Annotated in this window: 12 protein-coding genes and 1 tRNA gene; 5 read left to right on the forward strand and 8 right to left on the reverse strand. The window is 66.3% G+C overall.

The annotated features are described in order from the left end of the window. Positions 1-19 precede the first annotated feature (19 nt). Positions 20-592 (reverse strand): GNAT family N-acetyltransferase, encoded by a 573-nt coding sequence (locus tag LEL84_RS05170; protein WP_226513492.1) that lies wholly within the window; start codon positions 590-592, stop codon positions 20-22. 260 nt (positions 593-852) lie between these two features. Between LEL84_RS05170 and LEL84_RS05175 the strand changes: the two genes are divergently transcribed. Genes LEL84_RS05175 through LEL84_RS05190 form a run of 4 tightly spaced genes read left to right on the forward strand, consistent with a single transcriptional unit; the run spans position 853 to position 4,956 of the window. Continuing rightward, positions 853-2,106 carry a branched-chain amino acid ABC transporter permease gene (locus tag LEL84_RS05175; RefSeq protein WP_058251876.1) on the forward strand — a complete coding sequence of 418 codons (1,254 nt, stop codon included), beginning with the start codon at positions 853-855 and terminating at the stop codon, positions 2,104-2,106. A 3-nt stretch (positions 2,107-2,109) separates the two neighbouring features. Next, positions 2,110-3,099, forward strand: coding sequence for a branched-chain amino acid ABC transporter permease (locus LEL84_RS05180; RefSeq protein WP_058251842.1), 990 nt, complete (start codon positions 2,110-2,112; stop codon positions 3,097-3,099). After that, positions 3,092-4,147: an ABC transporter ATP-binding protein gene (locus LEL84_RS05185; protein WP_226513493.1), complete on the forward strand. Its 1,056-nt coding sequence runs from the start codon at positions 3,092-3,094 to the stop codon at positions 4,145-4,147. Before LEL84_RS05180 ends, LEL84_RS05185 begins: the two co-directional genes overlap by 8 nt. Then, complete coding sequence (locus tag LEL84_RS05190; protein WP_226513494.1) at positions 4,144-4,956, forward strand: ABC transporter ATP-binding protein; 813 nt, start codon at positions 4,144-4,146, stop codon at positions 4,954-4,956. The genes LEL84_RS05185 and LEL84_RS05190 overlap by 4 nt, the downstream gene beginning before the upstream one ends. A 92-nt stretch (positions 4,957-5,048) precedes the next feature. Here the strand turns inward: LEL84_RS05190 and LEL84_RS05195 are convergent, their stop codons facing one another. Then, positions 5,049-6,413 (reverse strand): ABC transporter substrate-binding protein, encoded by a 1,365-nt coding sequence (locus LEL84_RS05195; RefSeq protein ID WP_068972537.1) that lies wholly within the window; start codon positions 6,411-6,413, stop codon positions 5,049-5,051. 194 nt (positions 6,414-6,607) lie between these two features. Further along, positions 6,608-7,231, reverse strand: a complete 624-nt coding sequence (locus LEL84_RS05200) for an ANTAR domain-containing response regulator (protein ID WP_068972546.1) — start codon at positions 7,229-7,231, stop codon at positions 6,608-6,610. A 111-nt stretch (positions 7,232-7,342) separates the two neighbouring features. On the opposite strand from LEL84_RS05200, the gene LEL84_RS05205 reads away from it, so the two are divergent. Further along, a tRNA-Leu gene (locus tag LEL84_RS05205) sits at positions 7,343-7,419 on the forward strand. A gap of 43 nt (positions 7,420-7,462) precedes the next feature. On the opposite strand, the gene LEL84_RS05210 is transcribed toward LEL84_RS05205, so the two are convergent. From LEL84_RS05210 to LEL84_RS05230, 5 genes are all read right to left on the reverse strand, one after another. Further along, entirely contained in the window at positions 7,463-8,839 is a 1,377-nt protein-coding gene (locus LEL84_RS05210) for a glycosyltransferase family 2 protein (protein ID WP_226513495.1), read from the reverse strand. Further along, positions 8,836-9,846 (reverse strand): hypothetical protein, encoded by a 1,011-nt coding sequence (locus tag LEL84_RS05215; RefSeq protein ID WP_065632380.1) that lies wholly within the window; start codon positions 9,844-9,846, stop codon positions 8,836-8,838. The genes LEL84_RS05210 and LEL84_RS05215 overlap by 4 nt, the downstream gene beginning before the upstream one ends. Next, positions 9,843-10,829 carry a WcbI family polysaccharide biosynthesis putative acetyltransferase gene (locus LEL84_RS05220; RefSeq protein ID WP_226513496.1) on the reverse strand — a complete coding sequence of 329 codons (987 nt, stop codon included), beginning with the start codon at positions 10,827-10,829 and terminating at the stop codon, positions 9,843-9,845. The genes LEL84_RS05215 and LEL84_RS05220 overlap by 4 nt, the downstream gene beginning before the upstream one ends. 197 nt (positions 10,830-11,026) lie before the next feature. Next, the gene (locus LEL84_RS24890) at positions 11,027-11,404 is read right to left on the reverse strand and encodes an acyl-CoA dehydrogenase family protein (protein ID WP_226513497.1); all 378 of its coding nucleotides are present in this window, start codon (positions 11,402-11,404) and stop codon (positions 11,027-11,029) included. An 80-nt stretch (positions 11,405-11,484) separates the two neighbouring features. Then, positions 11,485-12,231, reverse strand: a complete 747-nt coding sequence (locus LEL84_RS05230) for a succinate dehydrogenase/fumarate reductase iron-sulfur subunit (protein WP_065632377.1) — start codon at positions 12,229-12,231, stop codon at positions 11,485-11,487.

Genomic DNA, 12,231 nt, shown 5'->3' on the forward strand with positions numbered 1-12,231 from the left:
ACTCCTCACACTCGGCCTCTCACGGGAGGGGCCGGTACATGGACCACACCTTGGGGCCGTCGAGCGGCAGTTCGAACTCCTCGGTCACGCTGAACCCGAAACGCTCGTAGAGCGGCACGTTGCGGACGTTCGAGCACTCGAGGTAGGCGGGTCCGTCGATCTGCTCGAGTCGATGCCCCAGGAGAGACGTGCCCACCCCGACCCCGTGCACCGGCGCCCCGATCTGACCGAGGTACCAGTGCGGCTCCTTGGGACGTCGTTTGCCGAACTCCTCCTCGAGCTTCATCCCGCGGCTCATCCGCGAGCCCATCGCCCGGAAGAAACCGACCATCGACACCATCTGCGACAGGGCCGAGACCTTGTGGCCCGGGGGATCCCAGGCGGCGGCACCGACCGGTTGCCCGTCACGCATCGCGAGATCGAGCGCCGAATTCGGGCCGTGGCTGTACTTGAGCAGGGTGCGGAACATGATGAGGTGCCGCGCCGTGTCGGGCTGCATCCAGACCGTCACCGGGTCGTCGGCGAAGGCCTGTGCCAGTAACGAAGCGGCGAGTTCGACGTCTGTGGTGGTGGACACGCTGACCGGGACCATCGGATCAGCGTACGACCCGGATCGGGTCTCCGACAGCACATCGCGACTTCCCGACTGGGCAGCGTCGAGGAGAAGTTACCTCCGGGAAACGTCGTTGTCGCCACGTGGTGACGACGCTGGCGCTAATGTCCCGCAGGGTGACATCGCAACGCGCCGGCACCGCGCCGCAGACGCCGCCACGATGCGCTCTCGACGACCGTCCCGATCGCGAGAGCCATCCGTCTGGCCACCTTCCACCGATGCGCCGGTCGGCGATCGCGATGCTGGTGTTTCTCGCCGCGTCGATGCTGTTCGGGCTGTTCGGCGCCTCCCCGGCCGCGGCCGCGCCCGGCGACTCGGTCCGCGTCTTCGGCGTGCTGCGCAACGGTACGGACAAGGTCGCCGGCGTCGAACTCGAGGCCAAGGACGCATCCGGAACCGTTGTCGGCACCGCGACCTCGTCGGCCACGGGTGCGTGGTCCATCAACGTGCCACCCGGCCAGTACACGATCGTCATCAACACCGACTCACTCCCCGACGGCGTCGAGGTGCAGAAGGCGGAGCTGCCCGTCGACGTCAGCGGTGGCACCGCGCGACCGGTCATCTTCTCCTTCGGCGACGTCCGCACCGGCACCGAGGTGTCGGCAGTCTCCGAGCTGACACGGCTGGCCATCGACGGCATACGGTTCGGCTTGATCATCGCGATCACCGGCGTCGGTCTCAGCCTCATCTTCGGCACGACCGGACTGACGAACTTCGCGCACGGCGAGTTGGTGACACTCGGCGCGGTGATCGCATGGGTGATCAACGTCAAGCTCGGCGTCCAGCTGATTCCGGCGACGATCCTGGCGGTGATCGTCGGTATCGGTATCGGCATCCTCAACGAGCTCGGTCTGTGGAGACCGTTGCGAAGACGACGAACCGGGCTGATCGCCATGCTCGTCGTGTCGATCGGCCTGTCGCTGGTGCTTCGCTACCTGATCCTGATCTTCTTCTCCGATCGCGCCGAACCGTTCGACGACTATCAGGCGCAGACCCAGATCGGTTCGGGTCCGTTCGCGATCACACCGGTCAACCTGGCCTGCATCATCATCAGCATCGTGGTCCTGCTCGGCGTCGCACTGCTGTTGCAGCGCACCAGGATCGGCAAGGCCATGCGAGCGGTCGCCGACAACAAGGATCTCGCCGAGTCGTCGGGTATCGACGTCGACCGGGTCATCTTGTTCGTGTGGGCCCTGGCCGGCGGTCTGGCGACACTCGGCGGCGTGATGTTCGCGCTCTCCGAACTCGGCGGCCGGGTGCAGTGGGAGATGGGCTTCAAACTGCTCCTGCTGATGTTCGCCGGCATCACACTCGGCGGACTCGGCACGGCCTACGGCGCACTCCTCGGGTGTGTCATCGTCGGTCTGCTCGTCCAGTTGTCGACCTACATCCTCAGTCCCGACCTGAAATACATCGGCGGGCTGCTGATCCTGATCATCATCCTGACCATCCGGCCCCAGGGCATTCTCGGATCTCGAGCGAGGATCGGCTGACCCATGGACATCATCTCAGCGCTCCAGATAGCGATCGCCCAGCTGATCGGCCCGTCGGCGATCTTCTACGCCCTGCTGGCCATCGGCCTGAACCTGCACTTCGGCTACGCCGGCCTGCTCAACTTCGGCCAGATCGCCTTCGCACTGCTCGGTGGCTACGGCGTCGGCATCATGGCGGTGAACTACGACCAGCCCTTGTGGCTCGGCGCCATCATCGGCATCGCCGCGGCCGGGATGCTGGCCGTGGTGCTCGGCCTGCCGACCCTGCGTCTGCGCGCCGACTATCTGGCGATCGTCACCATCGCGGCATCGGAGATCCTGCGCCTGGTCTTCCGTTCGACGTCGACCGACGATTTCACCCGGTCCACCAACGGCATCTACGGATACGCGGGCAGCTTCTTCTCCATCAGCCCGTTCGACAACGGCAAGCAGTACTCGTTCCTCGGGGTCAAGTTCCTCGGCGGCGACCTGTGGTCGATGGTGGTCGGCTGGATCGTCGTCGGCTTGCTGTGTGTGATGGTGTACCTGCTCGTCCGCAGTCCGTGGGGCCGCGTCCTCAAGGCGGTGCGCGAAGACGAGGACGCCGCCCGCTCGCTGGGTAAGAACGCCTACTTCTACAAGATGCAGGCCCTGGTACTCGGCGGTTGCATCGGCGGCCTCGCGGGTGTCTTCAATGCCTTTGCGACGCAGTCGATCAATCCCGACTTCTATTCGACCGCACAGACCTTCTTCGCCTACGGCGCGCTGATCCTCGGCGGGGCGGCGACGGTGTTCGGTCCGGTGCTCGGTGCCATGCTGTTCTGGTTCCTCCTCGCGGTCCCCGACGCACTGCTGCGGCAGGCCACGTCCGGCGACGACCCGCTGTTGAATCTGTCCGCGCAGCAGGTCGGCGCATTCCGCTACGTTCTGCTCGGTCTGGCGATCATCCTGATGATGGTGTTCAGACCTCAGGGCCTGCTCGGGAACAAGAGGGAGGTGCAGCTCGATGCCTGACGACCCCACCTACACGGGTACTGCGGCCATCCGGGCGACGCGCCGGGACCTCACCGCGTTGTCGGCCGCGGAGCGTGCCCAGCTGTTCGCCGGCGTTGCCGCCGAGTCGGGTTCGCCCAAACCCGATCCGATCATCGTGGTGGACAACATCTCCCGTACTTTCGGCGGCATCAAGGCGGTGCAGGTCGATCATCTCGAGGTGCAGCGCGGCGCCATCACCGGCCTGATCGGCCCCAACGGCGCGGGCAAGACCACCTTCTTCAACCTGATCACCGGCTTCGACAAGCCCGATTCCGGCACGTGGTCGCTCAACGGCGACTCCCTGGGCCGGATGGTTCCGCATCAGGTGGCACGCCGCGGCATGGTGCGTACCTTCCAGCTCACCAAGGCGCTCGCGAAACTGACTGTGCTGGACAATGTCCGGCTCGGCGCGACCGGGCAGCGGGGTGAGCATTTCCTCGCCGCACTCGCACCCTGGGTGTGGCGCAGACAGGAGGCCGAGGTCACCGAACGCGCACACGAGTTGCTCCGGCGCTTCAAGCTCGACGCCAAGGCCGACGACTTCGCCGGCTCCCTGTCGGGCGGGCAGCGCAAGCTGCTGGAGATGGCGCGCGCGCTGATGACCGACCCCGAGATCGTGATGCTCGACGAGCCCATGGCCGGCGTCAACCCGGCCCTCACCCAGAGTCTGCTCGAACACATCAAGTCGTTGCGGGACGAAGGGGTCACGGTCGTCTTCGTCGAACACGACATGGACGTCATCCGCGACATCAGCGACTGGGTGGTCGTGATGGCCCAGGGTCAGATCATCGCCGAGTCGCTCCCGGATCGCTTGGGCGACAACGACGCCGTCGTGGACGCGTACCTCGGCGGGCATCACGACCAGGCCCTGGAGTTCGACGATCAGGGTCGGCCGGTGGGCGCCACCGCCGTACTCGCGGAGAAGGTCGAGGCGGCCATCGAGGCGACGCTGGAGGACGGCGGGGATCTCTCGGAGGTCACCGAACTGCCCCCCACGACCCCGGACACGAAGAAGGACGGACGATGAGCACCGACCCCGGTCCCGGACAGCTGACGCCCGCGCAACTCGCGGCCACCGCCGAGGAGCACCGCAAGCTGGCCGGCGACGCTCTGATGCGGGCCGACGACATCACCGCCGGCTACCTGCCCGGCATCAACATCCTCGAGGAATGCAACTTCTACCTCGGTGACGGGGAGATCGTCGGGATCATCGGTCCCAACGGTGCCGGGAAGTCGACGCTGTTGAAGACCCTGTTCGGACTGATCCCGGTGCGCAAGGGTTCGGTGACCCTCCGTGGCGACGACATCACCTCGGCCAAGGCCCACGTTCTCGTCGACAAAGGTGTCGGTTACGTCCCGCAGACACAGAATGTGTTCCCCGCGTTGACGATCGAGGAGAATCTCGAGATGGGCGTCTATCTGCGGCCCAAGACCTTCGCCAAGCGGTTCGACTTCGTGTCCGAACTCTTCCCGCTGCTCTCGGAACGGCGAAAGATCAAGGCGGGTGCGCTGTCCGGCGGCGAACGGCAGATGGTCGCGATGGGCCGTGCGCTGATGATGGACCCGGCGGTACTGCTACTCGACGAGCCGTCGGCCGGCCTGTCCCCGATGTTCCAGGACGAGGTGTTCATCCGCTGCAAGGCGATCAACGCCACCGGCGTCTCGATCATCATGGTCGAGCAGAACGCCCGGCGGTGCCTGCAGATCTGCGACCGCGGGTATGTCCTCGACCAGGGCCGCAACGCCTACACCGACACCGGCCGCAACCTGGCCACCGACCCCAAGATCATCGAGCTCTACCTCGGCACGCTCGCGGGCAGCTCCGAGAAGAACTGAGGTCATGAGGCCGTCACGACGGCACTTCCCCCGCCGACCGCACCGACGACGAGACCCCCGGCCGAAGCCGGGGGTCTCGTCGTGTGCGGGTCTTACTGCGCCGCGACCGAGACGTACTTGCGCGTCGGGGTGAGCAGCTTGTTGGCGTCGTCGAACTCCAACACACCGTACGAGCCGACACTCGGCTCACCGGCTGCGTTGAACGCCAGGTTGCCGGTCTTGCCGACGTAGGCGACCGTCTTGCCACCGTTCAGCAGGTCCAGGCAGGCCTGGTAGGAGTCGCAGTTCTCCTCGCCGTTGGTCACCCCGATGATGTTGGCCGCGATCGCGCGGCCGTCGGTCGACTTGGCCGCGGTGGCGGCGAGTGCACTCAGCACCGTGGCGTCGTAACTCTCACCCGAGTAGTTGAAGTCGATGAGGTCGCCGTCGACCTCCTTCAGGGCCGCCTGGAAGTCACCGCTGGTCTGGGTGAGTGGCGTGGTGCCCTTCATACCGGCGAGCAGGCCCGGACCGACGGCCTCACCGAGGGCGTTGCCCATGTTGCCGTCGACACCGTAGACGAGCTTTCCGTCGCTCGGGCCGATGCCCACCTCGTGCATACGGGTGATGATCTTGGCGCTTTCCTCGAAACCGATGACCGCGATGCCGTCCGGGTTGAAGTTCTTCACCTGATCGACCTCGGCGTTGAACGACTGGGCGTTCGGGTCGTAGATGATCTTCTGGATCTGGTCGGCCGGAACACCCGCGGCCTCGAGATCGCGAACGGTGTTGTCGGCCAGTCCGGTTCCGTACGGGTCGTTGAGTGCGAGGATCGACACGCGCTGCACGCCGTCTTCGGCCATCGTCTGCGAGAGCGCCTGCGCCTGGAGGGTATCCGCCGGTGCGGTGCGGAAGTACTGCCCCTTGTCCTCATAGCAGGTGAATTCGTCGGAGGTGTTGGCGGGCGAGAACATGACCGCACCCGCGTTGGCGACCTTGTCGATCACCTTCAACGACACCGAGGACGACGCGGCACCGATGATCACCTGCGTTCCGGCGCTGAGTTCGCGGTCGACGGTGGCATTGGCCGTGTCTGTCGTGGTGTCTCCGGAGTCACCGGTGACGAGCTCGACGGGTTGGTCGAGGACCCCGCCGGCGGCATTGATGTCCTTGATCGCGAGCTCCACGCCCGCCTCCATGGGCGGTCCGAGGAAGGCCAGCGAACCGGTCGCCGGAAGCAGGGTGCCGACCTTGAGTGCGGCCGTGCTCGCCGGGCCGGGGACAGCCTTGGGCGGGTTGCACGCCAGCTTCTGTGCGAGGCCGAGGCCCGGAGGTGCGGGGGTGGACTCGACGGCGGCACTCGACGACGCCTCGGAACCGCCGTCGGAACCCGAATCTGAGCTGCTACAGCCCGCGACCACCAGCGTCGCCGCCGCGGTCACGACCACTGCCCCGCTCCTCAAAAAGCGTACGGACATCGATGCTCTCCTTGCGTCTGGCCTCTGCGTTCGGCGGTCGGCCGGTGCGTTCGGCGTTTGTCACGAAGGCGGCGCATCGCCGTAGGGCGAACCGCGCCTCGCAGGAGAAAAGCTAGCGCGATCTTGTTGCGGCTGCGTAAAGACAGTGAAACTGGTTTGCGCGCAGAGGCATTGCGTCGTCGAGGGGTTCTGGGTCAGTCGCTGCCGAGCGTCTCGACGACAACCTGCGCAACGGCTTTCATGGTGGTCCGGCGGTCCATGGCCGCGCGCTGTATCCATTTGAAGGCCTCTGGTTCGGACAGAGCCTGCTTCTCCATCAGCAGGCCCTTGGCCCGCTCCACGAGCTTGCGGGTCTCCAGCCGCTCGTTCATGGTCGCGACCTCACGCTCGAGCTGTTTGAGCTCCTGGTAGCGACTCACCGCCACCTCGATGGCCGGCACCAGATCGGCCTTCGTGAACGGCTTGACGAGGTAGGCCATGGCACCGGCGTCGCGCGCCTTGTCGATGAAGTCGCGTTGGCTGAATGCGGTCAGCATGACGACCGGCGCGAGGCGCTTCTCGGCGATCTCGGTCGCGGCATCGATACCGTCGCGCACGGGCATCTTGATGTCCATGATCACGAGGTCGGGGGCCAGCGACTCGGTCAACTCCACGGCGACCTGCCCGTTCGGCGCCTCGCCGACGACGTCGTAGCCCTCTTCACGCAGCATCTCGGTCAGATCCATCCGGATCAACGAATCGTCCTCGGCCACCAGCACGCGGTGTGTTGTCGTGGTCTCACCGGCTGCGGTCGTCGCACTGTCGGTCACCGTCACCATCCCCTCCTCCGCGTCGCTGACGCCACGTCTGTGTGCACGCAGAGTACCGGTTGGCAGGCCGCTCGGCCGATCATCTAGAGTTGGTTCCCGGCGCGGGCAACCCGCGCACTGGCCCCCGTAGCCCAATTGGCAGAGGCAACGGATTCAAAACCCGTCCAGTGTCAGTTCGAGTCTGACCGGGGGCACCAGAAACGACCTGATCACCGCCCGCTTTGCGGCGGCTCGGCACACTCACCAGGCCAACGCCGGTTCGCAGCCGCCGACGCCGATCCCGACATCGTCGCAACGCACTGTCCGGACCCCGAACAGACGCCTCAGGAGCTCATCGGCACCCAGGTCGGTGTGCTCCGCCCAGCGTCGGACACGGTGTCGTGCACGCGACGCCGTGAGCGTGACCGACGCCGGCCGCAACCCGCCGAAGTCCACCGTCACCTGGCCACCCTCCCCCGGTGCGACGCGCGTCGCGAGGAGCGCGAGCGAATCAGCGGAGAAGACCACGGGCCCGGCAACCTCGACGACGAACCTGCACCGCGACAGCGTCGACGCGTCCGGGCCACCGATCCGGATTCGCGAATCACGGACTCCGAGCTGAGCAACCAGCGTTTCGGCGTCGTCCCCGACAAGCCAGGCGGCGGCATCGGACCCGCGCAGGGCGCTGCCGACGGTGTGCAGCAGCGAAGCCGCGGTGTGACAGTCCGTCGACACCACCACGACGACGTCCGGGATCTCGTACAGCAGCCCGACGGTCCGGGCGGCCGGGTCGGTGATGAGCGGGGCGAGGGCCAACGCTTCGGCATTCTTCGCCGAGACCCGTTCGGGCACCGCACGCTCGGCCCAGTCGGATCCGTCGTGCCAGGCGACGGCGTCGGGTTCGTGAACGAACACCGCACCCATCATGAAAGCCCGGTTCGCGAATTCCCAGTCCTCTCCCCCGTACCCGACGAAGGACGGGTCGAATCCTCCTACATCGTCGAACAGCTCCCGGCTACAGCTCATCACCGCGCTGATCATGTACTTGTAGCCGTCCCAGCCCGGGAGCAGGAGGTTGGCTGTGCGGTCATAGGCGTTGACCAGCCACTCGGGTTCATGGTCGTGCGCGACCTCGAGATGCCGCTGGGCGGACAGCCATTCGACCACCGTCCGCGGCTCGACCTGGTTCAGGTCCCCGTGCTTGCGTCGGCCGACCACGAGCGCGTCCGGCACCGCGGCGGCCAGTCGGACCATGTGAGAGATGTAGCCGGCGGTCGGAACCGTGTCCGCGTCGAGGAAACACAGAACCGAGCCGTTCGACGCCGCGACTCCCAGGTTGCGGGCGGCGGCGGCCCGAAATCCCCTGTCCTCCTGCCTGACCACGGTGATGGTCAACCGGGAGGTCCACGCGCTCACATCCGGGGGAACTCTCGATCCGTCGTCGGCGACCACCACCTCCAGTCGATCCGGCGGGTAGGTCTGCGCCGTCAACGCCTCGAGGACCAATGAGAGTTGATGTGGCTGCTCGTAATACGGGATCACGACGCTCACCAATGGTCTCGACGAAGGATTCCCGACCAGGTCCCAGCGATTGTCGGGCACGATGGTCCGGCCATCGTCGAGTCCGACGACCGTCACGCACTCCACCGCCGCAGCAACATCTCGTGGCTTCGACCGACGTCGGCGGCGGTCGGCGACGGCGACACCGCCGCATCGATCCACGTGGCTTCCGGATGCGCGAACGCTTTCTCGATGGCGGCCCGAAGCGCCGCGTCGTTGTTGTCGTGCATCGTGAGCACGCCCGGCGACCGAGCGGCGAGTTCCTCGGTGTAGGCGGTCCGCGGAACCAGTGGACGACGTCCGGCCGAGATCCAGGAATTGATGGAGCCGGATGCCGACATGTGCCGGTGGTATGCGACCGGAACCGTGACGTCGGCCGACGCCCGGCGGAGTTCGTCGTCGGTCAGGTAGCCGGTGATCGTGCATCGCCTCCCCGTGTCCGCGGCGAGCTTCGCGAGGTCGTCGGCGAGATCGTCGTGGCCGGGCGACGGAGTTCCGAGCGCCACGAAACCGACCGACGGATCGAGACCGGCCATCGCTCGGAGCGTCTCGATGTGACCCTTCCCCGGATACAGGTAGCCGAGCACACCGACGGTCAATTCGTCTGAGTCCGAGGGCTTGTGGGCACGGACGGCGTCGAACATCAGCGGCACGACCTCCACCTCGATCGACGCGTCGACATACTCGGCGAAGAGCGACGCCTCGTGTCGGCTGGACACGATCACGCCCGCGGCGGATCGGGCCACCGCCCGGAAGAACTCGATGCGGGCCGGCATCGCCCGTCCATCCGAGGGCTGCGGCAGATCGTGCAACGTCACCGAGACCGGGCGTCGGAGCCCCGCAATCATGGCGAGCAGGTTGTCGCGCGCTCGCAACGGAGTGTGTCCGAACAGACGGTCGGTCACGTGCATGTGCACGTGTGCGCACTCGGCCAGAACCGAGGACACGCCGGCACAGCGCGTGCGGAGGTGTACCAGTCGATGATCGCCACCCTGGGCCGTCACCGCGTCGAAGACAGACTGGGCATACCGCACCACACCGTGCGAGCGGGGTCCGACGAGGAGGTGCCCCACTGGGCTCGTCATGACATTCCCAGGATCTCGACGAGATCGCCGTACCGGTCCAGCACGGCGTCGATGAACTCGGGATGCTCTGCGTACCACTGCATCTGACTGCGGTGCACCTCTTCCTCGGTCAGCTCCGCACCGTCGACGTCCCAGGACGTCCGCGGGGTCGCCTGGATACCGAGCGCGTCGATCACCCGTCGTTCCAGCGGCGCCCGGATGTTGCCGAGCAGGTCGCGTGACGGCGGGACCGGCGCCGATGCCCCTAGCGCCTCGAGAATCCGACCGCCGAGGGTCAGAAGTACGCGGTTGCCGGGATGGTTGATCGTGTGTGCGGCATCGGCCCCGACGTCGAGCAGGATGTCGGAGATCCCGACGTCGCAGTGCCGCCGCTCGCGGACCTCGAGCTGGGCCACACTCCACTGTGCGGCGTGCCGGAAGCGGTCGGCGGAGACCTCGACATCCCATTCGTCGAAGCGGGTCCGGCCGGCTCTGACCGCAAGGACGGTCCGGAGATCGTGGTAGGGAACAGCAGCGGGTACCGCGGACGGTTGCGCGGGATGTCGGGCGATGACCTGAAACGGGAACAATCCGCCGTAGCGGATGACCGGCCACACCACGACGGCCGCGGCCGGCGCCATCTCCGCGAGGTCGGGTCCACCGATCGGGAGCCCCCGGTATCGGGCACGAACCGGCTGAGAGACGATGACCGCGGCCCGGCTGACGAGGCGTTCGACATGGGCGATGTCAGTGGACTCGAGTTCGTGGACCGGTGGGACTCGAATGGTACGGAACGGAAGGTCCGGGGAGCTGGACAGCACGATCCGCATCGCTTCGGCCTGGCAGTTTCCCCAGACGACGAGCAGCGGCTCGTCATCGTTCATCGGCGCCTCGGTGACGCCGTAGAACTCGCCGTAGTGTCGGGTCCGCCCGTCCACCAGCACGGTGTCACTCGACGTATACGCGCTTCGCTGTGGTCGAGCGACCTGGTGGTGTGCTGTCATCGTGTGTATCGACTCCCCTCGCGGACAACCGGCCGACCCCAGCTCCTCGTATAACCGTTCGGCTCGCTGACGAATCATCGGCTTGGTCACACTGCCTCGGTTCCCCAGACATTCGGAACGCACCGGAAACCGGACGGGTGAGCGACGGCCCCGGTGATCAGATCACCGGGGCCGTCTCTGCCGTACGGGAGGTGGCGTCACAACGTCCGGGCGATGATCTCCTTCATGATCTCGTTGGTGCCCGCGTAGATCTTCTGGACGCGGTTGTCGGCCCACAGACGCGCGATCGGGTACTCGTTCATGTAGCCGTACCCGCCGAACAGCTGCAGGCACTCGTCGGCGAAACCGTGCGCGGGCACGGCGCTGTGCAGTTCGAGCATGACCGCACTGTTCGCACAGAGGGCGGCCACGCGGTCACCCGGCCTGACGCCGAGCGCCTCCAGCGCGGCGGTGACGTGCCCGACCCGCCGATACAGGTCGGCGTAGGTGAGGCGGAGCGCACCGTCGATGACGGCGGTGCGGTCACCCCTGTAGATGTAGTGAGTCGTTGCTCTGGGCGCAACGTTGTGCGACATCTGGCCTCGAGCGGGTGGCCCGCGCGCGCCGCGCACCGGGGAACGGGAGTTCGTCGAAGACGATACTGCGTATGGGTCCGTTAACGTCGGAAGAGCTTGTTGCCCAACCACACCAGCGGGTCGTAGGTGCGGTCGACAACTCGCTCCTTCATGGGGATCAACGCGTTGTCGGTGATCTTGATCTGCTCGGGACAGACGTCGGTACAGCACTTGGTGATGTTGCAGAGGCCCAGTCCGTGCTCGGTGCGCGCCGAGTCGCGGCGTTCGGCCACGTCCAGGGGGTGCATGTCGAGTTCGGCGACGCGCATCAGGAAACGCGGCCCGGAGAAGTTCTGTTTGTTGTCCTCGTGATCGCGCACGACATGGCAGGTGTCCTGGCACAGGAAGCACTCGATGCACTTGCGGAACTCCTGCGAACGCTGCACGTCGACCTGCTTCATCCGGTACTCCCCCGGCGCCAGACCCGGTGGCGGTGTGAACGATTGCACTTCACGGGCTTTGGCGTAGTTGAACGAGACATCGGTGACCAGGTCGCGGATCACCGGGAACGTGCGCATCGGGGTCACCGTCACGACCTCGTCCTCGGTGAACGTCGACATCCTGGTCATGCACAGCAGTTTGGGACGCCCGTTCACCTCCGCCGAACACGATCCGCACTTGCCCGCCTTGCAGTTCCAGCGCACCGCGAGATCCGGGGCCTGCGTCGCCTGTAGGCGGTGGATGATGTCCAGCACCACCTCGCCCTCGTTGACGGTCACCGTGTAGTCCTCGAGACCGCCGGCGTCGGTGTCGCCGCGCCAGATCCGGAACTTTGCGTCGTATCCCAT

The sequence above is a fragment of the Gordonia sp. WA4-43 genome, assembly GCF_020520305.1.
In the GTDB taxonomy this organism is placed as follows: domain Bacteria; phylum Actinomycetota; class Actinomycetes; order Mycobacteriales; family Mycobacteriaceae; genus Gordonia; species Gordonia hongkongensis.

What these genes read in the sequence shown, in the direction of transcription:
- LEL84_RS05170 (WP_226513492.1), bottom strand. Translation starts at nt 592, where the DNA reads ATGGTCCCGGTCAGCGTGTCCACCACCACAGACGTCGAACTCGCCGCT.
- LEL84_RS05185 (WP_226513493.1), top strand. Translation starts at nt 3,092, where the DNA reads ATGCCTGACGACCCCACCTACACGGGTACTGCGGCCATCCGGGCGACG.
- LEL84_RS05180 (WP_058251842.1), top strand. Translation starts at nt 2,110, where the DNA reads ATGGACATCATCTCAGCGCTCCAGATAGCGATCGCCCAGCTGATCGGC.
- LEL84_RS05190 (WP_226513494.1), top strand. Translation starts at nt 4,144, where the DNA reads ATGAGCACCGACCCCGGTCCCGGACAGCTGACGCCCGCGCAACTCGCG.
- LEL84_RS05200 (WP_068972546.1), bottom strand. Translation starts at nt 7,231, where the DNA reads ATGGTGACGGTGACCGACAGTGCGACGACCGCAGCCGGTGAGACCACG.
- LEL84_RS05175 (WP_058251876.1), top strand. Translation starts at nt 853, where the DNA reads ATGCTGGTGTTTCTCGCCGCGTCGATGCTGTTCGGGCTGTTCGGCGCC.
- LEL84_RS05220 (WP_226513496.1), bottom strand. Translation starts at nt 10,829, where the DNA reads ATGACAGCACACCACCAGGTCGCTCGACCACAGCGAAGCGCGTATACG.
- LEL84_RS24890 (WP_226513497.1), bottom strand. Translation starts at nt 11,404, where the DNA reads ATGTCGCACAACGTTGCGCCCAGAGCAACGACTCACTACATCTACAGG.
- LEL84_RS05230 (WP_065632377.1), bottom strand. Translation starts at nt 12,231, where the DNA reads ATGGGATACGACGCAAAGTTCCGGATCTGGCGCGGCGACACCGACGCC.
- LEL84_RS05195 (WP_068972537.1), bottom strand. Translation starts at nt 6,413, where the DNA reads ATGTCCGTACGCTTTTTGAGGAGCGGGGCAGTGGTCGTGACCGCGGCG.
- LEL84_RS05215 (WP_065632380.1), bottom strand. Translation starts at nt 9,846, where the DNA reads ATGACGAGCCCAGTGGGGCACCTCCTCGTCGGACCCCGCTCGCACGGT.